This is a genomic window from Clostridium estertheticum, assembly GCF_011065935.2.
GTDB classification, from domain to species: Bacteria; Bacillota; Clostridia; order Clostridiales; family Clostridiaceae; genus Clostridium_AD; species Clostridium_AD estertheticum_A.
The window spans coordinates 1-25,806 of the sequence record NZ_JAAMNH020000002.1 but is presented as its reverse complement, the minus strand read 5'-3'; the positions used below and the strand labels follow the sequence as shown (position 1 = coordinate 25,806).

Genomic DNA, 25,806 nt, shown 5'->3' with positions numbered 1-25,806 from the left:
CCCTCCTATCTTTTCACGCTTCTAGATTCATAGTAATACTTACTGCAATTAGTAACCTTTAATTCCACAACTCCTAGTAAATTATTCCATCCCATATATACTCTTCCATCTTGCTTTCGTTAACAAATTCAATTTTAGTATCATTAAATTCAAAAATTTTACCTTCAACCTTTTTTACAACATCCTTTTCTCTTATTAACTCAATCACATTAAATCCACGACGCTGATCTGGCTGCCTTAAAGTCTGGTTAAGGGTTAATGTCGAAGCAAGTGAAGTAATTAACTTCTTAGAAAATTCACCATCATCATTTAATAAAGTTATTTTACTTCTGTGAAAATGACCATACATAAATAAATTAGCATGTACATCTTCTATAAACTCCCTGACACATCTCCATTCATTACTTGATTCATCTGCTCCATATCCAATATTACCTGGACTGTTATGTGCTACCATAATATTAAATATTTCATTATTATTTTTTTCAGGATCAAGTTCATCACTAAGCCTTTTTAAAGCCTGCATATCTATATTAACCTTATTGGGTTCCTTTTCTGTTATGCTAAACACCGTATTCAAATGAATAAATCTTATACCCCAATTTACAAATATTTCATTTATAATATATAAGTTGTTTTCACATGTTATCCATCTAGTATCCCTTGTTAATCTATATGCAAAGTCTCGGAATGGTGTCAATCCAAATCCATCGTAGTATTCTTCTTTATCTCCATCCTTAATATCAATAAATTTCTTTTCTTTAAAATCATATTTATATTTGTTCAATGCACAAAATTGCACATTAAAATCATGATTTCCAGGAACTAAAACAATCCTATCCTTATAGTCAATGTCTCCCCAAAGTTTTTTACATAAATCTACTATCCAAAGATAAGCCATATTATATTCTGACGGTTTTCCGCTATATGCTATATCCCCAGATATAACTAAGATTTCTGGAACTATTTTTAATCTCTTTAGGTATTTGGCTATTTTGTTTGAATCCAAGTAACCTGACTCTTCTGTACCAATATCACCAAACTGTAAGTCTGAGATATGCAAAAGTCTTATTGTTTTATCTTCTTCTAATTTATCCATAAATCGCTTATAAAAAATTGATATTTCTCTATTAATCTTATAGCTTAGCATTTTTGATTTCTCTTCCATCTCATCTGAACCAGCTTCCTCATCAAATTCAGACCAAGAAAAAAAATGTATTATATTACCATTATTTTTTATATCATTTAATAATCTCATGAGATCGACATCAGCTTCCATCCATTTGCTACTTACTAAAATAATTGGTTTTCTTCCTTGGATACCTTTAATTATGTCTATCAACCTTAGATCGTTCCAGTTCTTATCGTAATATACGTCCAAAACCACTGCATGAAAATCATTTATCTTTTCACATAGCTCATCTGCGACCATATAACTTTCTATAAAAGATATATCAAAATTATTATCAAGGATTTTTTTATAACTACTTTTTCTAGTTTTAACCTCATCATCAATAATCAACAATTTAAATTTTTTCATATTTTCTTCCTCCAAGCACTACATATTAAAGTAAATAAGGAATCATTATCTTTACAATTATTATATTTTGTTTCTTAATGTTTCTTTGATTATATGTAATTTTTCCACCGATATTTTCAATGTGCTCTTGTTGAAATCTTTTATTTCTATTGACCCGATTCATTATCTCTTCTGCTTTTAAACATGTGGAATTTGCTAAAGATACAGTAAGATTATCTTTGTTAAACTCATAATTCACCCACATATCAGCAGTTTCATCATATTCCTCATCTGTAAACGGATTAGCTATAGGTATTTCAGAATAAATAATATTATTAAGTAAAAATTTAAATTCCTCCTCTATTATAGCATCCCAGCAGAACCAAATTTCATTTTTAGGCGAATTTGGAAATGTAGCACTAATGTAGCCAACGTTTTTTATAATATATACTTTTGCAGGATGGCACAAACCTTTATTTCTATATGAATTTAACCAATACTCTTCTGTTTGTGGTAGGCCATCTATTATACTGTCAATTTTATTATTTAAAGGTGAGTATTTTTGGCAAGCAAAATCATTTTTACCTACTTTGCAAAATAAAAGTTCATGAATCTCCATCAATAGTCCTAAAACAGGACTTATAGTTTTTTTAACCCTTTTCAACAGTTCCGTCCCACTATCACTAATAGACATTACTTTCATCTCAATAATAATACACTCAATTTCACAATATAAATTTTGCAAATCTTTAATAATTTCTTCTTTAATATTCTTAACATTTTCACCTTTTCCCTTTATAAAGTATGAGTTAGAAATGGATTTAAGGATATATATAATTTGGTCAATACTGTTTAAAGTGTCCTCTAATTTGCTCTTAAGTATGTTAGAATTATCAATAGAATTATTAATTAAAAATGGAATCGGTTTTGAATGTATGCTACCATGGTCACTATATATTTCTGAATGAAGGCAGTTGTATAAACTTCTAATATCGTTCCTTCCTTTAATTAATCTCTCTAATTTTTTAAACTCTTTTATTTTTTTCAAGTTGTTTACTCGTTGGTTGAAATATGCTAAAACTATACACATGTCTTCATTTATTATGTAGTCCTCGTCAAATTCTGGGTTCTTGCACAACTCTTCTATCAACTTATCAATATAATAATCTTCTTGATTAATGAGAACCAATGCAGCTAATGCGGAATAATTGTCAGCTTCATATACTAAATTTGTAGCCTCAAACAGCTCTTTTAATATTTGAATATGCATAGCTCTAGAATATTCTCTTCCAAATAGCAATATTTGACTACATAACAATTCAATCTTATTAGCTGATGTTAATTTCTCGTTTTTACATAGTTCAATAGCAATATCATTTCTTGAAGTCATACTGTGCATTTCAGTAACATATAATGTTAGTCCAATAGAGTCTTTAATATCAACATCCCATTTTTTGGTATCCTCGAGATTTACGTTCGATTTAGTAATTCCATGTTCTTGTCTATTTACAAAGTCCTGTGTTTCACCCCAAGCATATATCCATTCATTTATTCTCTTTTTGGCCAAGTTTGATATTAATTCATTTATAAAAAGTTTTGCTAATTCTAAACTTTTGCACAAAGGACATGCATCTTTAAACCCTAATCTAGGCAAATCAACTCTCCAATATGATTTGTGCATAATATCCTTTTGATTACAATACATTAAACGTTGTCTATCAATTATACTTAGTGTTTTTATGTCATCTGCTCCTAGCCCAAGAAGTATATTCTTAAATTCATTAATAGTGCGTCCTGATACAATTACTGAGCTTAATAAAACAATAGTTGCCCTCTCTTTTTTATCCTTGAATAATTTTATTTTAGTCTCTATATCATTAAATAACAGAGGAGATATTAGTAGTGATGATCCATCACGATGCTTATTGATAGGTATAAATGCAAATATCTTTTTATTCAGCTCATCTGAAAGAAGTATTCTAATTTTCTCCATTACAAAATCAGTATTAAGATTAGAATTATATACAAGTAGTACTGACTCCTCATACTTTAATACTTCCATTTGTTTCTCAATAATTTTCCACCATTGGCGTCCAGCTACTGATAAATCACTTATATCCTTTCCCCCTAAAGAAATAAAGATCTCTATTAATACAAATGAAGCAAGTTCACCTTTTGTCTTAAAACTTTGGTCAAATTCGTCCCTTATATTAAACTGTATTAAATCATGATAAGCTTCATCTACATAATGGCCGTATCTGACGAGCCGAGGAGTAATTTTCTGAAAATCCTTATAACTCTCTTGTAAAGACCTTCTATAAACACCTTCATAATAAAGTGATTTTCTATTTTCACTAAAGTATTTGCCATTAACCTCTGTTATTGCATATGTCTTACCTATTCGTTCAAAATCATTATTATTATTATTGAAATGTCTATCTATCCATTCCTTCTTTGGCCACAAAAATAAGTGAGCTACTTTATGTTTTGAATCATCATGTTGAAATAGGTGTATACTTATACTAAAGTTACTACTATCTCCAGATTCCCCTTTGTCTTTTTCAGTATATCCTGTAGCGTATACACTTCCCAAGTTCACTAGGTTACTTTCTTCAAATTTCGGTAAAAGTTTAGAATTAAGTTCAGAACTAATTCTACTTGTAAGTGAATCTAGGTTATTAAATTTGCATTCTCTACTATTAAACAAACCTGCTATCCGCTCTAAATTTATACGATATAAATTCATACAAATTGGTATGGTTATGGTTTGTGCAAAATTCAAAAATCCCTTAACATAAAAATTATCTCCCCATTTTACTTTTGCATTTATAAATAGCTGGTCTTTATTATAGCTATTTTTTATTATATTCCAGAATACCAGTGAATCATGCCATCGTACCCATGACATAATGTCGTCTAAATGTAACTCAGTTCTTGAAAATTCTCCATCTTGTGTCTCAAATAATGCTTCTGTAAACTCAAGATTATACTCATATGTATATTTTTTATCCCCTTTCTCAAGTTTGAGAACCGAAACTCCCATTCTTCGAGAAACGAGTATGATCTTATCAAACTTTCTGCTGAAGTGGTTCCTGTAATCGAAAATTTGTGAATTGTTAAGCGCATTTATATAAGTAACCATATCATATATTGGAATGTCTACAATTATAAGGGTTGCATTGTTTACCTCTACAATAATATCCGAATAATCTTGTATCATTTTCCATACATTTTTCTTACTGCACCTTTCCTTAGGAAAAATAAAAAACATTGAGTTTTTTGTATTGTTGCTTTTATAATCCTGGTAAAATTTCTGATCAGCAGAGAATCTATAATCTTGAAAGTAAATATCATCGTCCTGAGTAAATGCTGTACTTTCTGACTGAAGTAACTTATACACTGGATGCTCACTAGGTGCCTTATTCCATTCAAACTGAAACTTCTTTATATTTTCAGTTTCTTCAATCCACGTAAATCTAGACACCCAAGACAATCCATTAATTTTACTACCGCAGTGCTCATATGACAAATTATTTTGATATATAGTTGTAGCGGAAGATAAATCAACAGGAAAATAAGATCCCACCCAGTTATTATCATCCCTTCCCCATATAAAATCCTTATTTTCTCTCATAAGTTCACCAATTAGATATAGTCCTCCCATATTAGTAAAATTATTTTTTTGGCTTCCCATCCTTCTTTTCCCTTCTATAAATGCTAAACGAAAGGCTTCTACAAATGGATATTTAAATTTTTTGTTAGCATAATCTAAATACTCCCTTAGTGATTCAGAAATTCCAATACCTGAATCTAATATAAATACTTCTATAGCTCCCGCTCTCTCCTCAAGCAATTCCTTTATAAGTTTGGGATTGTTTGCTTCTTCTAATTTTAGTAGTTTCTTAATATACTCTCTTTGCTCAAAAGACTTTTCTGTAGTTGTTTTTATATTGAGCCCTTCCCTGAATCTAATATATATTCCAGCATACTTATATTTTTCCTTATTAGGGTATGCATGCCTGGCAATGTTCTCAACGGTTTCAGTCAAAAATATTTTAATACGCGTCATCATATCTTCAATCGCATAGTCAGGAATCGTACTGCTTATAATAGTGTAGAATTCAATTAATCTCTCATCTATCCACTCTTCAATATCTTTAATATCCAATGTATCAATTACTGTAATAGGCATAATATCAATATAATGATGCTCATCAACTGCATCTAACCCTTTTAAGAGAATCGTGCTACCTTTCTCATATTTTTTAGAAAATAGGTATATTTCATCTGTAATATCCGAAAGAGTATTTATAAATCCATTTTTAAGCATAGACTTAGCTAATTTGCATTTAGCATTGTCTCCTATATCCATTTTTTTAAACATCGAAAATTCAATTTTACCACCTAAATCACTAAACTCTTTTAATGACATAGTCAAAGATATTAGTGGTAGAGGATCAGCGCCTAAAAAGTTTGTGAAATCTATAGTTATATTTGTAAATTTAGAACCATTCAACAACTGGGTACGTAAAGCATCTTGATAAACACCAAACCAGGCTGCCCAAGCTTTTGAGCTTAAATATGTTCTATTATTTAATCCAAGTGTCAGACGATCTCCACTTCTAAAAACTTCATAGAATGGATTTTCGATTGTTTTTGTAATATCATTCTCAACATAACTCATACTAATTTACCTCCTTCTTTTTTTCGTACGTACTATAAGCTTACTGGCTCCTTATATATGTTTTATAGTCTATTTGAAATCCTACAAAGTTGTAGTCTTTCCTGGTTTTAAAACGTGAGTATTACTAATTCTTATTTTTTGAGGAGAATATGGAATTATTTCGCTTAAGGCCTCTATCAATATAGTATTGTCGTGTTATTCCCTTATCTTCCTTTGTAAAGGTAGGTTCTGTAAAAATAAATCTCATATTATCTATTTTATTAAGTTCTCTGCCCAATTCTTTATATGCATATATAGTGAAATATGCAGAAACAACTGATAATTTAGAACCTATCTTTATATGTTCCTTAAGCTCATCTCCGACTTTTCCAAACCTCTTATTGTCTAATACCTTAGGTTGTTGCATTTTTTCACCTCAATTTACAATATTCTACTTTCCATTGTAACATTTTGTACAAGTTATTTCCATAAGGAATAAATACATACAATAAATGTTGTAAATAATTTTTACATTTTCAAAAATGAGGCTACTCTATTTTTTTCTTATTTTTATATTAAAGCGTTTTAAATGCATAACAAAAGCACTCAACCATAAGATTAAGTGCCCTTTATTTTACCTGAATACTATATTTCGGGGAATGTTATATGACCTTAACAAGAAAATCACCCTTTTCAAATTAATGGTTAGAAGTTAATTTTATATTACTGCTATGGATCCTCCACTTTAATTGTCATACCTAACTATTTTACGTTAATAGCTTCTTGTTCTAACTTACAATTATTCTCAATCATATATTTAATTACAGGATTATACTCACTGTTAACTAACCTCATAAGTCTTTGATTATCATTTTCTGTTAGTTTTTTGGTGTACTTACTATAGGCTTTTAACGTTTCAATATCCATTTTAAAGGCTTTAAAATCTACTCCTGTTTGATGCTTTAAATGTTCCAATATATAAAATCCTCCAGCATCAATATCACCAAAATGGTAAAAGAGTACCTTTGGATTTTGCTGATGTATTTTTCTAATAAATTTACGTCTGACACTGTTATGGTAACCTCCAAGATAAATAACAAACATATCCTCATCATAAAATGTGTGAAAGCTTGTTAAGTTTTCAATAGTTATAACAGCCTTCCCGGTTACATCAATTCTATGGATATCTGATAGCATAGCGGATGAGATTGCAATGTCACTACTAAGATTTGTTAAATCGATTCTTTGCTCCTTAATTGTAATACTACCAGCACCTTTAAAATTTACATAGGTAGGGTTTTTTATAATATTTAAATTGCCTAATACCTGTTCCTTTTCTGGAAAACTACCATATTCATAAAGAAGGTTTACCACTTTAGATATTAATCCTTCAAACACCTTAGAGTCCTTAAAAATCCTAACTGAAAAATCCCTAACAAAGGTTTCAGTATCAACCTTTAACAATTCATCAACTGCTATTAAAACATTTTCTAATTCTATTAAATCATCAATAAAGTATTGTATAGATTTATTTGAATTAATCCTTTTATATTGGGTTTCACAATATCGATTTAATATTTCATTCCTATTTTTATAGTTTTCTAAAAGTTTCAATACCGATTTATTAATATCTTTCTTAGCCATCCTACCAATATACTCATATACCTGTTCCAATTCAGCTAAATTCAAAAGAACATCATTATACACATTCGCAGAATTTGCTTTTGCAATTATAAATTGCTTCCTAACTAAAATATCAATTGCTTCATTTACCCCCTGAAATATCTCATAATTTGAGTGATCAATATATTTTGAGAATAGAGAAGTAATCTTTATAGAGAACTTTTGATTAACCTTATTTTCCCCAGTAAAACTTTTGCTTTTCTCATACTTATCTAATAACTTGTCAATAATACCCCTCTCATACTTACTTATCATAGGTCATACTCCTCAATTATACTTGTAGTTCCTTCTCTCATTGCCATTAGAATGGTGTCTACTTTTTCACCAATCACTTCAATTTTAGCAGGTGGTGTAGCCAGTATTATTTGAAAGTTTTGGCTATTAAAAAAGTCCATCATGGCGCTTATTCTATTATCATCCATCTTGTCAAATGCTTCATCAAGCATAATTATTCTAATGGTATCACCAAGCTTATAAAGCTGTACAAATGATGCTGCTATTGCAACATAGTAGGGAGTTTGGGTCTCACCACCACTTTTTTCTCCATAAATTTTAGAAAAACGCTGAACTGTACCATCTTTTTTCAGAGCGAGAATATCATAATCTAAATAGCTACGATAATCAGTATATTCCGCAAGAACTTTTTCACCCTTATCATCATAAGCGGTTAACTTGGAAAATAAATCTTCCATCTCTTCTTTGTATTCATCATCAAAAGAATTGGACCATAAATTAAATCCCTCGACATTATTTTTTGAAGTAATCATCTGGTAAATACTTTCTTTTTTCTTGTTGTGAGTTATTTCAAATTTATAACTATCCTCACCATAATAAATATCTTTCAATGCTAAATTAAGATTTCTAAATTCTAGTTTTGCATTTTCAATATTTTCCTTTAATCTTGCTAAAAAGGATTCTCTAAATTCTAATTCACAGTTTTCCTTTGCTCTTTTTAATTCTTCTTCGTATTTGATAATATCAGATGAGGCAAGCTTATGATTTTCCTTAATATATTCATGGATTTGCAGATATCCTGAGCCTAAATCACAATCATATTTACTGCAATAATTGCTTTGCAGCTTAATAAGTTCCCCACAAAATTCACTTTTCTTTTTTTCTAATCCCACTTTAAGTGGTGAAAAGTTTTGAACAATGGTCGCAGGAGATTTAATTTTAACTTGCTCATTAAATTTATTTATACCTGATATTGTTGTTTCCATATCTTTATCGCAAAGCACCTTGAAGTTATTATCTAAAGTAGAAATTAATCTCAGCATACTCTCTATAATTATTTTATTAGTTTCTGATTTGTTTTTAAGTATTCCTATTGATTCAATAGAAGATGAATGCACTGTCTCTTTTTTGCTAACATTTCTTCTACACTCTTCAATTTGAATTTGTATCTGAAGATAGCTAGGATCGGATTCTGCTTTTTTTAGCTCTATTTTCTCATTAGATATAAGTTCCTCAATCTGTTGTAATTCCTTAGGCGCATCTATATTTTCTTCTAAAACATCAATTTTGCAAGGGTTTAACTTCTCTATAATCTCTTTACAAATAATTAGTTTGTTATTTTCACTTTTAATATCCTCATTTAAAATTTCAAGCTCAGATTGTTTATTTTTAAGCTGTTTTTCGTATGCAAAGGCACCAATAAAAGGAGTACGATAAATCTCCTCATTAATTTTCCGAAGTGCATAGTTTTGGTATAACATACAATCTGAATTTATGGCCACTTTGTGGTCCTTTAAACTTTGAACATCATCACATCGAATTACACGATTAAGCAAATATACTGCATATGCTTTTGCAAAACGGTTATCACTCTTTACCAAATAAGCAAGAGAATTAATATCTACTTGGGCATTTATATCAAGTTTGTTTGTGTTCACAAGTCCAACTGTATGAAGTTCTTTTTTTATCTTATTGTAAACCTCTGAAGCCACCTTATAATGCTGTGGTTCTACAATGATATAAAACCTCTGGCTATTTAAATATCCTTCAACTGCATTTTGCCATTTAGCATCTGTTATTTCCAGTAAATCAGAAAATATTCTGACCTTGCTATTTATTCCCAGGTTTGAAAATTCTTTTTCAATAGCTACCTTAAGTTTAATGGCATTATCCGGATAAGTTAACTTTTTATTTCTAAGATTTTTTATTTCATTTTCCAATTTAAACTTTTGAAGTTTATATTTGTCAATCAAATCTTTTGTTCTAACATTATCAGTACTGTACTTATCTAATAATATTTCAAACTCTTTTTTCAATGGATATATAATTTTCATCTTTTCTTCTGTTTCTAAATCTAAAGCACTTATCTTCAAAATTTGTTCCTTAGTTATTACAAAAATTTCATGTTTATTTAGCAAACTCAATGCTTCAACAACTTTTTTTAACATATTTTGAAGTTTTTTAACTGCACTAAAAGGTTTATCCTTGTCTTTTAGCAGTATTTCAATTCTATGCTTTGTTTTTGTAATAAGTTGAGTTGTTTCATTTTGACCAAGTGCAATATATAAATTATTAAATCTATCCCTCTCATTTCCAAGGCTTGCTTTTAAAGTTATTTCATTGTTTTGTTCATTACTTAGTTTTTGATGGCAAATGTGATTGTTTTTCTCAATCCCCTCACACTCTATCTTTTTAGCATCAACTTCAGCTTTATTAATTAAGATTTCATTAGTTTTTATTTCACGCTCTTTTAAAGTAATATCTTCATTTTTAGAAAGTATAGTGTTAAGTTCTGATATCTTTTCTTTAGTACTTTCCATTAGATCTTCAAGTTCTTTCAATGCCGCAATATTATTTCTTAAAGTGGCAACCTCAATTGCTTTTTCCGAAAGTATAAATTTATTTATAAAATCTTTAACATTATCCATGGGTTTAAATGCTAACGACTTAGGTATCATGTCAAAAAATCTATCCTCTAAATTACCTAGCCTTTGACCAAATCTTGCTTTTGCTTCTGATACTTGAGAAATGAGCTGTATTTTTTTATTATTTCTTCGGAATTCTTCTGCTAAAGACGGTCTTCCTACTGTTAAAAATGTCAGTTCTTCTAGCTTGCATTCTTCACGAAACCATTTGGTTGTAAGTTTACTTTCTTCATCAGGAGAATCTATTTTAACGCCAAGGGTAAAATATTTAGTTGTTTTTTCCTCATAAAATTCTAATGCAACATATGTAATTACACTTCCATTTCTGATATATGCACTACCCTCATTACCAGTTTTACAGCGTACATAACCTTTTAAATCACGACTGCTTTTCTCATTTGCGGCTGTGTTAAATTTCCTATTATTAGTAGTCAGCACTAATTGAATCGCATCTAAAACCGTTGATTTTCCGGCGGTATTTTCACCACTTATCAGAAATGAGCCACTAACGTTGATTGTTTCATTAACAAAATGATGCCAGTTAATTAATCTAATCCTGCATAGCTTCTTCATCATCATTTTGTTCACCTCCATTAACATATCTATTTAGCTTCTCATTAATAGCATCGTACATCCCAGTTAAATTGTCATTTGTTATAGCAAATAATACTGATGGATAAATTCTAATCCTGGCATCAGATATAGTAACATCATTGTCAAGGTTAGTAACTATATTATATTTTTTAAATAACCTGATTGTATCTCTAAATATTGTTTTATCTAAGATTAATTTAGCTTCGATTTTAAGCATACTATACTTTTGATGTATTTCATCTGATAAAACTACTACCTCCTCATTAAGGCTTAATTCTCTACGTTTTTCTATATACAGTAATCTTAATATAAGTAGAATAATACTTTCAATTTTTTTAAGTCTTAATCTACCTGTACCACTTACGCTAGTGAGTGCTACAACCCCCTGTATATCATTAATCTCAATCTTATATCCAAGTAAGTCAAAATACTCTATAAAAATGTCTTTGTTTTGAATAATAAAGATATAGTCATTTCTTGTATCTTCTTTTTTCTTTATAATAAAGCAGTTATTGAGAAGTTTATTAGCAGCAACTCTAAATTTTTCTTTTTGGGTGACACTTTCTTTTAAAATATCCATCTTTACTATTCACACCTTTCTATCATAAAATCACAAAAGCTAAAATCATTAACTGCTATAATTTCATTCGTATAGGTTGTTTTATATATTGATTTATTATCCTTTCCATAAAGGCTAATAAAAATAATTCTAATTAAATCACGCTTACAATCTAGTGGTAGTGTAGAAACAAGTATAACTTTCTTGTTCTTTAAAAGCTCTCCAACATAGGTATTAATATTCTTGCGTGAAAATCTATTTTTGTTTTTTTCTTGCAATGCTAATTTGCGTAATTCTCGTTCTTCTACTGATATTCCAAGTGTTGTATCAAGCTCTTGTGGCAAACACATTTTCTTTGAAATGGGAACAACATATAATGAATCACTATCAATAAAGCCCTGAGGGAATATGTTGAACACCTCAAAGAGTGAATCATCTACTTCATCATATAGATTTAAGGTTTCATCATTATTAAATTCATCCGATAGGAATGAAAGTATTTTTGAAATTTTACCCTCCGCGTTATTTGTATTAGTAAGCAAAAACTTCGCCCTTGCTATTGCACTTGCGATATACTTTGAGTTTTTATTATCTATCTCAGAAATAATATCATCATAATTTCTAAAAGCCCCTATAATTTGTACTATTTGACCTCTAAAATCATCCTCAGCTTGTTCTTTATCTTCCACCTGCTCTACTTCCATATATCCTAAAATTGCTCTTTCAAAAATATTTTTATCATTTATAATGTTATATAGATTTTCAATTATCGCTGTTCTAAAATGAGAGATATTATCACTTGTCTTAATACGGTGATATGCTTTTGAACCAATATCCTTATGATAAACAAAGAAATCCTGCACTATTTCAGAGGCCACTGAAAAACTATATAAAAAATCGTCATCAAATTAAAGATGGCGATTTTTTTGTATAAATGACTAAAAGGCAAAAAGGAATTTCAAAAGATATGTCGAATAAGTATAGTAGAGTAAAATAAAAGGAGCTAAACTATTATGCTAAAAGGACAGTTGGAGATAGAAATAAATACATATCATAACTTATACTCGTTAATTATTCCAAAAAATAATATTTTAAAGCAAATTAATGACCTTGTTGACTTTTCATTTGTTTATGATGAATTAATGGTTAACTATAGTTTATCAATGGGTAGAGGTGCTTTTAATCCTATAATGCTATTTAAATATTTGATTTTGAAAGTAATCTATGAATTGTCTGATGAAGATGTTGTTGAAAGAGCCCTTTATGACATGTCCTTTAAATATTTTCTAAATTTAGCCCCAGAAGAAACAAATTTAATAAACTCAAGTACATTAACTAAATTTAGAAAGCTTCGCATTAAAGACATGAATTTATTGGATTTGTTAATAAATAAAACTGTAGAACTTGCTATAAAAGAGGGAGTTTTAAAAAGTAAAGCAATAATAGTTGATGCGACACATACCAAGTCACGTTATAACCAAAAATCAGCAGGAGAAGAATTATTGGAACGCGCAAAAAACTTAAGAAAAACGTTATACGGGGTAAATCCTGAGATAAAAGAAGATTTACCTAATAAAGTTACAACGGGAGTACTTGAAGATATTCTTGAGTACTGTAAACTATTAATTGATAGCATAAACAAGAAGCCAGAAATTGTAGCAAATCCAGCTGTAAAAACTAAATTAAACTACTTAACTGAAGCTTTTAATGATGACTTAGAAAATCTAAAACTATCAAAAGATGCGGATGCAAAAGTGGGACATAAAACTGAGGATAGTTCCTTTTTTGGATATAAATCACACCTTGCTATGAGTGAAGAACGTATAATTACCGCAGCTGTTATTACAACTGGCGAAAAAAGTGATGGAAAGGAACTCATAACCTTAATAGAAAAAAGCCGTGAAGCTGGTGTTGTTGTTAATGAAGTTATTGGAGATGCAGCTTATTCTGAAAAGAAAAACCTAGAATATACGAAAGAAAATAAAATTGCATTAATTTCAAGACTAAATCCTATAATTTCACAAGGAACACGAAGAAAAGAAGATGAATTTGAGTTTAATAAAGATGCTGGTTTATTTGTATGTCCAGTAGGCCATATGGCTATTAAAAAAGCAAAACAAGGAAAGAAGAATGTTGGTAAAAATCAAGTGCTAACTTACTATTTTGATGTAGAAAAGTGCAAAAATTGTGCTCATAAAGATGGATGCTATAAAGAAGGCGCTAAATCTAAAACTTATTCAGTTAAAATAAAGTCAAATACTCACAAAGATCAAATAGAGTTCGAAAAAAGTGAATATTTTAAAACACGTGCTAGGCAACGTTATATGATAGAGGCTAAAAACAGTGAACTTAAGCACCAGCATGGCTATGATGTAGCAATATCGTCAGGCTTAATTGGCATGCAAATGCAAGGTGCGTTATCAATCTTCACAGTGAATCTAAAGAGAATAATTAAGTTGAAAAGCATGAAATAGGGCTTTTTTAACTTAATTATAAAAATATAAAGCATGAAATATCCATAAATATAGATATCTCATGCTTTTTCTGTTCAAGCTTAAAAACTTTACTGAAAAAAGAGTGCTTTTTTCAGTGGCCTCCTATTTCACCTGCTGTTTTTTCATTGGTGATAGCATCAATATATTTTTTAATGTTACTATTTAGTTTTTTAAGTCCTACCATCAATTCTTCTGTATTCTCTTTAACACGTTTTATAATATATTCATAGGGCTTCATATACATTTCCTGATTTAAAAGGGTAGCATGAATTTGAGATACTAAACTCTGATATTCTATTTCTTCATTCTTTATTATTTTATTGAAAGACTCAATCATGGTGGCGGCATAATCAAATAAATTTACTTTTACCTTGTAATTATTTGATACTTCATATTCAATCCAGCCATTGTCCTTTAGTCTACGTACTATCGCATTTGCCTTTGAGCGTGAATCCTTTGCAATCTCTTCATCCTCTTCAAACACCATTTCTATATTTGATTCATTGTCAAAATAGTTCTCTAATTCTGAAATAATAACTTCTTTATCCACACCAAAAGAAAGTTCAGTTTTATAGGTATTATAAATAAGCCTTAGACAATCAATATAGGTAGATTTATATTTACTTGTTAGTGGTTTAAAAAATTCTTCTGGTACTATGTTAAATATATTTATTTGAATCACCTCTTTTTTCATTAATACTAAAATACATATACAATTCTGCAGGCTATATCTACCACTACTCCAATTGCTATTACATTTTCAAATAATCAAGTTGCAGATATCCCCTGTTCACCACATCAATCGCGAAAATAACATCACTTCTTATCATCTTCTATTTATCACAATGGCTTTGATTTACATTGGTGTCCATCAAACAACAGAAAATGACAGGAACTCCTCCAAAAAAGCTTAGTTAGTAACCAACTATACCATAGGTAGTGGTTGAATCCTATACTTCCCGACCCTATGGTATCGCCAGTTTTTAAACAAATACCTTTTCGAAGCTTCACAGGCATCTTTCAGAGATTGGTAGTGAATCGTATAATCACTGTTGCTTTGTGCAAGCGACTTAATTTAGTCGGTGATTCATATATTTTCTCTGACTATTTTCCAAACATTAGATATTGCCACTTTAAATAATCTATCTGGTATAAGAATCGCATTATTTTCATTTGATATGGATTTAATAGCACACATAGATGGATATACCAATATGTCGCGCTTTTTACCATTGATATTAATTTTAAACCCCGTGTGATTTTCTTCAATTCCACTTTGTTTATCACACTGCAGTCTTATTATGCTTTGCAATGTGTCTAAATAAGCTTTCTGTTTAGAAATAGGCAATTTCGTTTCAATAATGCCCTCTCTAACCCATTTTAGCAACTGCAATCCTGCTTTACGGTCTAGATTTTCATGTATTCTTTGATTCCAAAAATGTCGAATGCATTTTGGGCAAGATGAATCACAGTCACAGCCTTCTAATAATATTTCAACTCCATCAAGCACATCATCAATTAAATCAGCAACTCTATTAGAATATCCTGCACCACTTGACAAGCTATCATACAAATAAACATCTGCATAAGTACAATCTTCTACACATCTAATTCGATATCCACATTTCAAATCGCTAAATTCTACATCTAAAACCTTGCTTGCAGATAAAGCTAATGCTTCAGACAAAGTCGTCAACGCTGGTATTAACCAAACATTAAAATAATCAGGAGTAATATTAATTTTACTTCCATCTATTTTCAGTCCTAACACAAGCATATCAGTATTAAATTCATGTCCTAAATATACATTCGATCTTGCATGAGAACAAGATTGATTATCATTTTTTGAAAATGGTACTTTATATGGGCGTTTGCGATTATTTTTTTCATCAGGTGATAACTCAGTAGGATCTATTGCACCGCACTTTGTACACAAATCAAAGCCACTATCTTTAGGTCCTTTGTTAATCATCACCAGCAATTGATTTTCTCTGTTTTCCATTTTAAGCAAGCCTGTGTTTGAAATCTCTTTCATTTTACTCAAATCTTTCGGCATTGCTGAATATGATGGAATGCTTACTGTTGAATATTCTTGTGTATCACGAGTTTCCGGAATATTTTTTCCATCTCTTGGGGCAAACCCCCAAGGTTTAATTAGTGTATGTTTTTCTACTGAATTACCACACAATGGACAAGTTAAAGTATCATTTTCTAAACCGAACCAGCCACAATTGTCATTAGTACAACAATATACATCCTTATTATATTCTTTAATTTTAAGCCAAGGCTCAGCTGCTTTATATCTAAAATCCGGTTCATACTTAGTATAGTGATCATATATTGCTCCAGAAACGTATGATTTTTTATCTACAACAATCATTCTTCCAGGTGCATATTCACTAAGAGATAGGTCAACACTTCGTTCTGGACTTTCCTTTATCTTGCCATACTTATCTTCTATCCAAAAATGAACAATATTGCGTGGAAATGAGTAAGTAGGAAGAAATCCTTCAGTAAACAATACATCAAGTAACCTAATATTATTTGATTGTTCTGATTCATCTTTGTCTACTTTAGATATCTCTTTTCTTTTATAAAGTATCGGATTGTTTTTTACCTTATCACCTAATAATGATAAGTCTCTTTCAAATTCTCTTTTGTATATAGACCAATCAAAATCCGCTACGTTAGGCATTAATATTTTTGCTCTCTTTTCGTCTAAAGGTACTTTAGATTGTAACCAATCAATAAAGTCCATATAATTCATTGTTGAAGTTGAATTGAAAAATATAACAACATCTGCAGCATCAATACTGCTATTTTTAGTTAAAAAATATTCTTGTAAAAAAATTAAATTAACATGCCTTTTAATTAATTTAGGGTTATTATAATCAATCCAAGGTATTCTTGGTTCACCAGCTATTATCTCATCTGGATTTTTAAAATACCAAGAATCATGAGGGCCATTTTCCGTATATGTAACAATCGTTGAAACCGCTGCTCCTTTTCTTCCTGCTCTTCCCGCACGTTGTTGATAATTTTCACGCATAGGCGGTACATTTCTAAGTCCAACTGCAGTCAAGGAACCTATATCAATACCAACTTCCATTGTGGTCGTACAACTTAATATATCTATTGGTTCATTATCTTCATCGATAACAATATCCCTAAATCTCATTTCATACTGTTCGGTAGTAACCCACACATCATTTTTCTGGTCTTTATGTGATAATTGAGCGGTATGTTCTTCAGTAGTGGAATTTTTAATCTGACTACCATTAATAGCTTCTATAACAGGTTTTCTCCAAAAGTTATATCTATCTAATCCTTTGTTAGATATTTCTGATATATGTTTATCACTTCCACAATAAATGCAACTATCAAACAGTGTGAAAGTTGATTTTCCAGCACATCGGTTACACCTATACCATATTCCACTTTCATTAGTTTTTAGAGTTAACCTGCCTGGCAATATATATTTTCTATTATGATTACTCTCAATATCTTTTATATTATCTGTAAGTAAATCAAATTTTTCACGCAATATTAGGATCTGTTCATCTGTAATATTGTTTCTTTTAAGTAATTTTATTAAGTATTGTGGAAATTTATCCTTTTCATCTATACCAAATCCACCACTGTCATATGATAATATGCTATCTCTAACTTCATCTTCTAATTCCGGAAAAACCGCAATATCCCTAACAATTAAACTTTGAATCCAAGCATTATAAATTTTTCTTATTAAATTAATCGAAATCTTTGATTTTGTTGCTACCTTATCCAAAACTTCTTCTTCTAAATCCTCTCCATCCTCTCCATTTTCAATTAAAATAATTTGTCCTAAGCACAGGTTATTAAAAGACCTATAACTGTCACTTATGTTTTTTAATATCAATTGATAAAACATCTTTGGTGGACTTCCTATATTACTTGCCATCTTAATATATCGTGGATTTTCTTTATCTGCATATAACTCTGCATAATTCTTAAGCTGAGATTTAAAGCTATCCTTTTCGTCCCCATAGAAAAAGCTCAACTCATTATCATAAACTACCTTTAAAAATGCATAATAAAGCAGGCTTATCGGTACAGCTCCGTGCCCATATTTTCCTTCTAATAATTTTGCAGCTAAAAATAATGCTTGCCTTCCAGCATCTCCATCTGTAGCTATAGTTATATCTCGGGCAAGCGTAGCCGCCCGTTGTCTACTATCAGAAAACAACAACACTTTTTTACCATCATTTTTTAATTTTCCATCCCGCACTGGTTGAGCTAATAATTGTTCGGTTACAATATTGGCAAATGGCTCATTTCCTCTCGTTCTAAATGGAGTTAATTTGGTTTTTTCTCTTCCGCAATTAGGACAACTTGTAAAAGTATAGGCCCTAAGATTTTTGTTGTATTGCGTTGTTGGTATTAATACTTTAATGAATTCACAATTATTCTCATACTTTTCATCGTAAAATAATATGCCTGTTTTAGAATCTATATATCCAAACATGGAATTTTCTTTAGCCTTACTTTTTTTAACATCATTCTTAAATATATCCATTCTATCTTTGGGCGCAATCCATAAATGTATTTCTTCAGGTTCATATATAAGCTTGTTCTGCTCTTGCCATAGAAAATTATTCGGATCACTTTTATCTTTAAAAGCACGAATAAAAATAGTTCCACATCTTCTATCACAAATAAGTTCAAAAACTCTTGCTTTGCAATGAGGACATTCAAAATTTAAATTTTCATCTATGTTACCAATTTTAATTCCCATAAACTCGTGGTTATGAGTACAATTAGGATTTAAGCATGCAAATATACCATTTAATCCTTTGAACATCAAATGCACCCGAGATGGTAGTAATACCTTGTTTTGTTTTGATTTTGATAAAGTCCCAAGTGAAAGTAATATTTCTGTTGCCTTTTCAGCCTGTTTTTGCTCTACATTTTCAAAAACACCACTTGCAATTTTGCTGAATTCTATGGCTTTGCCACTGCACATCATAATCAATTCTAACATTGGTGGATATGTTGATAAATTTTCATACAACCAAACAGGAATGTTTTCTATTTCAGATTTCCATTTAAATATATTTACCAGTTTATTTAATTCTACTATTACCTCTTGATTTGAGCCTTGTAACTTGTCATGATTTAAAGAACCTAATGCTTCAGCATCAACCAGAGTGCCCTTTGCATTTTTAGAAAAACTCTCAGATTTTCCTCGTATAATAGAAAATCTATCATTTTCTAAATTTTGTCCTGTTAATCCACAAGCAAATTCTCTGAGTTCTGCTTCTTTTCCATCTGGAACACTGGCACTTGTTAAGATACACCTGATTTTATCTCTATTTATGTTTAATTTATCCATTAGTCGTCTGACAAGCAATGATACCTCTCCACCAGATGCACCACGATACATATGAGCTTCATCAATAACTAACAGTAATTTGTTTTCTTTTGAACTATTTAACCATTCAAGCGTTTTGCTCCAAAAACATTGTTCAATTGGTCGCATTAACATATATTCTAGCATGCTATAGTTGGTAATAAGTATATCTGGACATATCTTTTGCATTTCACCCCTTGTATATAATTCTGAATCATTAGGTGATGGGGATTGTTCATTGTTTCTTAAGTTGCTTACAAAACAATTCAAATCTTTTGTTGGAATTCGACCAATTTTTGAAAGCTCTATATAAGCGTTCTCATTGCAATTTATATAGTTTTTAGCTATTAATTTCGCTAAATTTTTGTTTTTATCTTCATTATTGTCTCCAGCATAGGGAGTCCTACCTGTATACATACCAAATCGTGGTCTTCTTATTTCTTTATTTGACATAGATTTTATAATATCCATGTAAGCATCATCTTCTCTCCCAATTATGTTACGTATTCTTCCTAATTGGTCGGATACAAGTGCATTCATTGGATATAAAACTAACGCCCTAATCCCTTCTTGTTGCCAATTTTTTTCTGATGTTGAAGCCTCTCTAATTAATTCTGTTAATATAGGCCAAATAAAACATTCTGTTTTACCAGAACCTGTCCCCGTTGTTACAAGTAAATCCTTACCTTCATAAAATTCTTCTAAGGCCTTAACTTGATGATAAAATGGAGTATTGAATACACCAAGCTTATTTTCAATAAGCATTGATAAGTAATTTTTTATATCTAAATTCAAGTTTGAGTTTTGAAAGCCATCAGATACTATTTCATAACTTTTTGTTGCTTCTATAAATGGATCTTGAAAAAGCACGCCTCTCTTGTTTAATAATTCATCAGTTGCTTGAAGTAAAAGTTCATTTTCAGCAAAATATTGTGCTTTAATATAATCAGATAATTTTCCTTTTAATTTTTCATGCGTTTTTCTAATACCAAGTTCGCTCATCGTGTCAACTCCTTATTTTCACTTTCAAATTGTATAATAACTCCTAGGTCATTTAAACATTTTTCAACATCCTCCCAAAGAAACTTGGGGATTATTCTTCTGAAAATATCATCATATGTTGTTTGTGGCCAAGATGACATAAGTAAAATTCTCATTTCTGCATTAGGTATTCTACTGTTGCATTTAAGCAATATATTGTCATCATGATTTTCAGCCTTAAATATAGCAGGAGTTTTGTTATAAGTATTTAATGAATACATAATTCTATATATTTCTTTTTCATCATAATACCACTTATCAAGTTTAGCAGACAAAATACCATCATCGTCATTTTTTACTAAAAAATAACCACCATCTGTTTCCATATTCTTTAGCAAAGATAATCCTATTGGTATTTTATTGCTGTTTAAATCAACCCATGATTTTGAATACCAACTGTTACTACCAACCTTGAAAATTTGATATATACCATTTAATTCATTTACTTGCCATACAGCATTATTTTTTAATATTTTGCAATATTCAATAGTTGGATACTTAGATAAATTCATAGTATCTTTGTAATCAATGGGTAATGCTGATGCAACTGACCATCTACCGATGCCAACAGAATATAGGTTTTTCTCCTTCCAGGTAGTTCCACCCAACACCAATTGATTATTGTTAAAGGTTGCAATTCTTTTAGGTGAAGGTGTCAATCGTCTATTATTAAGTTTTGATAATTCATAGCAAAAAATTAATTCATCAACTATGCTGCTTGATAATTCATTAGAGCAACTTTCAAAATCAGCATTCTTATTCCATTTAGAATTATGTGGTATAGCATTTAACATACCATATGCGACTTGTGCTAATCTAGATTGAATATGCATAATATCCACATTATGATACTCTAATTCCTCATCATTAAAATAATGAATATCAGTATATGATTTACCTAATACTTGAACTCTTGCCCATGATACTAATGCTGAATATATTAGTCTACTGCCATATTCCTCTTCAGTTTCTGTATTGAATTTACTAATATTCAAATCAAAACATAATTGTTCAATTAAAATGTTACTCATCAAAATCACCTTTGACAATGTCGAATAAATTATTTTCTAAATCGCTTATATTTGAATTAATATTTTTCTCTATTTGATCATATAAATCATTATACTGACATACCATTTTCAATTCACACCTTGCATACCCTTGAATAGCATCTTTAATATTAGACAGTCTATTCGAATAAGCAACAATAGTTGCTCTTAGCGCTTTATATGAATTTCCCAATTTTAAATCTTTTAATAGTTTTTTTATTTTCTTGAGCTCAGCATCAAAACTCTCATAAACAATAAATTTCTCTAATACATCCTGCGCATTGCTGTATATGTATTCTACTTTTTTAGCTGATGAAAACTTGTCAATAGATACTAATGCGACATAATTGAAAAAACTTTTTGGCATATATTTAACTGAATCAGAATTTTCTGCTGATAGGATTAGCATTTTCTGTGCAAAATCATTTTGCGATTTATCCCTTAGCAATGGCAATAAGGCATTTTCATTCATAGTTCCCAGTGCGTCTTCAATCAAAATTGACGAAGCACTCGATTCATAATATATATCTGTCAACTCTCTAGCATTTGTGTAACCATTCGGCAATGTAATAATATATGGTGTTTCTCCCCCATATGCTGTGCTAATTGCAGTTGCAACTTCCCTAGATTTATAACCACAAATTAACGGGGTTAATCCGGAAGCTAAAATGCCAATAATATAGTTTGCGATTTCATCTGAGATGTTTCCAACCCCTATTTTTTCTAAATTATTTGCTATATTTTCAGAAAAGGTGTTTATATCTTGGCAACCCGATAATTTCTCGCCTTTTACGTTTATTTTCGTATACGGTCTGCTTGTACTGTTAATGTTGGAAGTTTCTTGTTTGTTTATTTTAGTACTAAATTTTAACAAAGAAGTATTTAATGCATTTTCTATTATATTTTTATCAATATCTTGAATATATTGTTTCACTATCAAATCGTAATAACCTACCTTACCAACTAATAACTCTATAACAGCTTTTAATCTTTTCTCTTCCTTTTGAAATTCACTGCAAGCGTTATCCAAGTCCCTATGCTTATTCAATAAAACTTGATTTTCTGTTTCCCATTGCTTTTTTGCTATGACAGAATATTCTTCAAATTTCAAATTTAATCTTTCATTCAAAGAATTTATCATTATATCTCGCTCTTTTATAATAGCAACTTTATTTGAAATTTCTGTTATCAGTTCTTCAATTTTTTTATTTAAATCATTAATGTTATTTTTTAGATTTTTCACTTTAGTATTTGCAGTTTCTCCTATAGAATTAAGTTTATCAACTGATGCACTTGAACGGTTTTGCTCATCCACAACTTCCTGTTTCCTTAACTTCAATTGATTCTCCAAATCTTTAATTTCATCATTTAAAGTAGAAATCTCAGTTTTATGTTGCGAATTTAACTCACTAGCCTTCTCTTCAAAATCTTTTTTAATCTTTACACTCAAAGCCTGTTTTTCTAATATGAACTGCATATTTTTATCAATATAATCATTTTGGATAGCATTTAATTCATGTCCCATTAATTTAAAGAAAAGTTTTATGTTTTCTGGTTTTAATTCAATTAAAATTTTTTCAACAAGGTTAGAAAAATTATTAATATCATTGTTCTGAACTGTGTCATAAAAATAGTTTTCATTTGAGGTTTCCTCAATCATCGAATCATTTACAATATTTACAACAAACTTTGCGCATATCTTTATTCTTTTAATTACAATATAATCACCTTTTTTAAATCGATTCAAATAAATTTTGTGCAATAAATTGGTGGGGAAATGTTTGACATCAAGTCTATTAAATCCCCTAATATCTTTCTTAAATTCTTTTTGATTATTCTTTATTAAATCAATTAGGTCTTCTTTACTAATTATATTTATTAATAAATGCAGTTCATCATCACTTAAATCATTCAAAACATTTTCGGATATTTGAATTCTTTGTTTCATTAGTTAATACCTCCTAAAGCTATTCTCATTCTTTCTAAGTGTTTTATAGCTGATACCGGAATTCTATTAGTTTTAACCCACAACTCAATTAATCTGTATAGATTAATATTATCGTCATTACTATTTTTTGAAAGTAGATATAATAACTCAACATTATGCTCATTTGTATTTGTTGTAGGCGCCGTACACCCATATAAAACCAAATATATTTTTCTAAAATCTAATACTGGTACATTTTGTTTTTGGTTTTTACTTTTATATTTATATTTATATTTATATTTAAGAATACCAAACGCTTTACTATTTATAACTAATTCATCGAAAGACCTAACCTTTTCAAAGCGAACTTTGCTAGAAGATACCACATAATTTTCATTTGAAACAACCGCGGTAAAAAGCATATTTGAATTTATCATAAGTATCCCATCTTCAGCTGGCTTTAAGTACTCATTCGTAAAATCAAATATGTTATCATTAATATCCCTCACTATCAAATTTAGTGTTATTGGATCTTTTTGCACGAGACTATCTACTCGAACTATATTATACTTTATTTCTTCTATTAGATTATCCTTTGTGCCTGACACAGCGACAGTTTTGTTATCATTAATCGCAATTTTTATAATTGCAGATTTGTTATCACCACTTACTGGAGTAAGTCCATTAGCATGTGTATAATATACACGTTCTTTATTTGTGTTATCAATATGTAAAAAAAGTGCATTAGAATGATCATATTTAAGTTCATTACCTTCAAACACAGCAGGTGGCCATAGTGGCAACAGTTCATTATCACCATCAATCAAATTGTATCCCTTACTTTCTATGAATTTCCTTGCCTCTTCTGTATATAAGTTTAATTTCATTGAATAAACACTAAATATTACTTTTCTATTTAAGTAGCCTTGATTTAATTGAATACTACCAAGTTCAATAAATTTAATGCCGTTTATAGTTGGATTACAATTTTCAAATATAACCCTATATGTTTTACCCACACTAATATTTGCCTTTAATGCAACTCTATATCCACCTGCTTTATTACAATGATAAATATCATTGTTCAGATCAATACCTCTAATGCCCCAAAGCCACTTCCTTTGCATTTCTGGTAAATACACATTGGGCTCACACTTTATATCAATCCAAGCCCTTGGCGTATCAACTTTATAATAGTGTAAGTTATTTATATTATAAATTGCTCTATCAGTGTCATATGTAGCTTTAGTATTAACGCATATTTTCGCATTAATTTCTTTTAATTTCAACATGCTAGTATCACTAAGTGTTGGAAAGTAAGCTCTTAGCTCAAATCTATCATTTTCACTACACAAATATAATGGAACACCCCCATTATTAATGTACATTTTATCAAGTGTATTATTAATGATAGAATGCTCATTGCCTTTATAACCAGGACATATTTGCTGGAGTGGCGTTCTATCCTTGATTTTTGAATGTGCAAAATAATCAACATACACATTACCTTTACGAACATTTACGCTGTCCAAACAGTATGGACATTGGTAAGTTAAGTAACAAATTGCTTCCTGTGCAGATATTCTTTTCCCATTTATGTCTATTGCATATTCGATTGAAGCCATATTTCATATCCCCCCTAACTTAAAAAACCACAATATTTAATTTTCAAATAATCTCAGTTCGTATTCATTTTACCCTATTAATTTCAACACACTATTACTTTGATCTGTATAAATTTCAAGCCCGCTACACATTCTATCAGTATCACTATTTTTAAAAAATACATTTCAGGTATTCTTCGATTTTTTGTTTGCAACCTGCATAATAGTGTACCTTGAAACACCTATTAAATCTCCCTGTTTAGTGCGTAGCCTTTCATAGAAAATACAAATAATCTGCTTTATCTTCATTTTTTTATATAATTACCAGAGACGATGAACATGTGAACATAAATTGTTATGCTATTATTTCCCCACTCAATTTATGGAATACCAGCTTCCCATTT

General features: G+C 29.9%; 13 protein-coding genes. 1 reads left to right on the top strand and 12 read right to left on the bottom strand.

The features are described 5' to 3' along the window. Positions 1 to 73 precede the first annotated feature (73 nt). The 7 genes from G9F72_RS26290 to G9F72_RS26260 all read right to left on the bottom strand — a co-directional run bounded on the left by G9F72_RS26290 (position 74) and on the right by G9F72_RS26260 (position 12,775). Positions 74 to 1,540, bottom strand: coding sequence for a metallophosphoesterase family protein (locus tag G9F72_RS26290; protein ID WP_164959383.1), 1,467 nt, complete (start codon positions 1,538 to 1,540; stop codon positions 74 to 76). A gap of 25 nt (positions 1,541 to 1,565) precedes the next feature. Continuing rightward, complete coding sequence (locus G9F72_RS26285; protein WP_164959382.1) at positions 1,566 to 6,203, bottom strand: hypothetical protein; 4,638 nt, start codon at positions 6,201 to 6,203, stop codon at positions 1,566 to 1,568. 124 nt (positions 6,204 to 6,327) lie between these two features. After that, positions 6,328 to 6,609, bottom strand: coding sequence for a hypothetical protein (locus G9F72_RS26280; RefSeq protein WP_187356109.1), 282 nt, complete (start codon positions 6,607 to 6,609; stop codon positions 6,328 to 6,330). Positions 6,610 to 6,944: 335 nt separating this feature from the next. Beyond that, the gene (locus tag G9F72_RS26275) at positions 6,945 to 8,120 is read right to left on the bottom strand and encodes a Wadjet anti-phage system protein JetD domain-containing protein (RefSeq protein WP_164959381.1); all 1,176 of its coding nucleotides are present in this window, start codon (positions 8,118 to 8,120) and stop codon (positions 6,945 to 6,947) included. Then, a complete protein-coding gene (locus tag G9F72_RS26270) occupies positions 8,117 to 11,323 on the bottom strand; it encodes an ATP-binding protein (protein WP_164959380.1) in 3,207 nt (1,068 codons plus the stop codon). The genes G9F72_RS26275 and G9F72_RS26270 overlap by 4 nt, the downstream gene beginning before the upstream one ends. Continuing rightward, entirely contained in the window at positions 11,295 to 11,918 is a 624-nt protein-coding gene (locus tag G9F72_RS26265; RefSeq protein WP_164959379.1) for a DUF4194 domain-containing protein, read from the bottom strand. The genes G9F72_RS26270 and G9F72_RS26265 overlap by 29 nt, the downstream gene beginning before the upstream one ends. Positions 11,919 to 11,923: 5 nt before the next feature. Next, positions 11,924 to 12,775 carry a Wadjet anti-phage system protein JetA family protein gene (locus G9F72_RS26260; RefSeq protein WP_224676328.1) on the bottom strand — a complete coding sequence of 284 codons (852 nt, stop codon included), beginning with the start codon at positions 12,773 to 12,775 and terminating at the stop codon, positions 11,924 to 11,926. Between the two features lie 135 nt (positions 12,776 to 12,910). Between G9F72_RS26260 and G9F72_RS26255 the strand changes: the two genes are divergently transcribed. After that, the gene (locus G9F72_RS26255; protein ID WP_164960224.1) at positions 12,911 to 14,371 is read left to right on the top strand and encodes an IS1182 family transposase; all 1,461 of its coding nucleotides are present in this window, start codon (positions 12,911 to 12,913) and stop codon (positions 14,369 to 14,371) included. Positions 14,372 to 14,483: 112 nt separating this feature from the next. Here G9F72_RS26255 and G9F72_RS26250 read toward each other — a convergent pair whose 3' ends face one another. From G9F72_RS26250 to G9F72_RS26230, 5 genes are all read right to left on the bottom strand, one after another. Further along, on the bottom strand, positions 14,484 to 15,086 hold the full coding sequence (locus G9F72_RS26250) for a Wadjet anti-phage system protein JetA family protein (protein WP_224676327.1): 603 nt from the start codon (positions 15,084 to 15,086) through the stop codon (positions 14,484 to 14,486). A gap of 393 nt (positions 15,087 to 15,479) precedes the next feature. Then, positions 15,480 to 20,783, bottom strand: a complete 5,304-nt coding sequence (locus G9F72_RS26245; RefSeq protein ID WP_164960145.1) for a DEAD/DEAH box helicase — start codon at positions 20,781 to 20,783, stop codon at positions 15,480 to 15,482. Continuing rightward, positions 20,780 to 21,853 (bottom strand): hypothetical protein, encoded by a 1,074-nt coding sequence (locus G9F72_RS26240; RefSeq protein WP_164960146.1) that lies wholly within the window; start codon positions 21,851 to 21,853, stop codon positions 20,780 to 20,782. Before G9F72_RS26240 ends, G9F72_RS26245 begins: the two co-directional genes overlap by 4 nt. Then, positions 21,846 to 23,819 (bottom strand): hypothetical protein, encoded by a 1,974-nt coding sequence (locus G9F72_RS26235; RefSeq protein WP_164960147.1) that lies wholly within the window; start codon positions 23,817 to 23,819, stop codon positions 21,846 to 21,848. Before G9F72_RS26235 ends, G9F72_RS26240 begins: the two co-directional genes overlap by 8 nt. Beyond that, positions 23,819 to 25,423, bottom strand: coding sequence for a hypothetical protein (locus G9F72_RS26230; protein WP_164960148.1), 1,605 nt, complete (start codon positions 25,421 to 25,423; stop codon positions 23,819 to 23,821). The genes G9F72_RS26235 and G9F72_RS26230 overlap by 1 nt, the downstream gene beginning before the upstream one ends. Positions 25,424 to 25,806 lie beyond the last annotated feature (383 nt).

What these genes read in the sequence shown, in the direction of transcription:
- G9F72_RS26290 (WP_164959383.1), bottom strand. Translation starts at nt 1,540, where the DNA reads ATGAAAAAATTTAAATTGTTGATTATTGATGATGAGGTTAAAACTAGA.
- G9F72_RS26285 (WP_164959382.1), bottom strand. Translation starts at nt 6,203, where the DNA reads ATGAGTTATGTTGAGAATGATATTACAAAAACAATCGAAAATCCATTC.
- G9F72_RS26280 (WP_187356109.1), bottom strand. Translation starts at nt 6,609, where the DNA reads ATGCAACAACCTAAGGTATTAGACAATAAGAGGTTTGGAAAAGTCGGA.
- G9F72_RS26275 (WP_164959381.1), bottom strand. Translation starts at nt 8,120, where the DNA reads ATGATAAGTAAGTATGAGAGGGGTATTATTGACAAGTTATTAGATAAG.
- G9F72_RS26270 (WP_164959380.1), bottom strand. Translation starts at nt 11,323, where the DNA reads ATGATGATGAAGAAGCTATGCAGGATTAGATTAATTAACTGGCATCAT.
- G9F72_RS26265 (WP_164959379.1), bottom strand. Translation starts at nt 11,918, where the DNA reads ATGGATATTTTAAAAGAAAGTGTCACCCAAAAAGAAAAATTTAGAGTT.
- G9F72_RS26255 (WP_164960224.1), top strand. Translation starts at nt 12,911, where the DNA reads ATGCTAAAAGGACAGTTGGAGATAGAAATAAATACATATCATAACTTA.
- G9F72_RS26250 (WP_224676327.1), bottom strand. Translation starts at nt 15,086, where the DNA reads ATGAAAAAAGAGGTGATTCAAATAAATATATTTAACATAGTACCAGAA.
- G9F72_RS26245 (WP_164960145.1), bottom strand. Translation starts at nt 20,783, where the DNA reads ATGAGCGAACTTGGTATTAGAAAAACGCATGAAAAATTAAAAGGAAAA.
- G9F72_RS26240 (WP_164960146.1), bottom strand. Translation starts at nt 21,853, where the DNA reads ATGAGTAACATTTTAATTGAACAATTATGTTTTGATTTGAATATTAGT.
- G9F72_RS26235 (WP_164960147.1), bottom strand. Translation starts at nt 23,819, where the DNA reads ATGAAACAAAGAATTCAAATATCCGAAAATGTTTTGAATGATTTAAGT.
- G9F72_RS26230 (WP_164960148.1), bottom strand. Translation starts at nt 25,423, where the DNA reads ATGGCTTCAATCGAATATGCAATAGACATAAATGGGAAAAGAATATCT.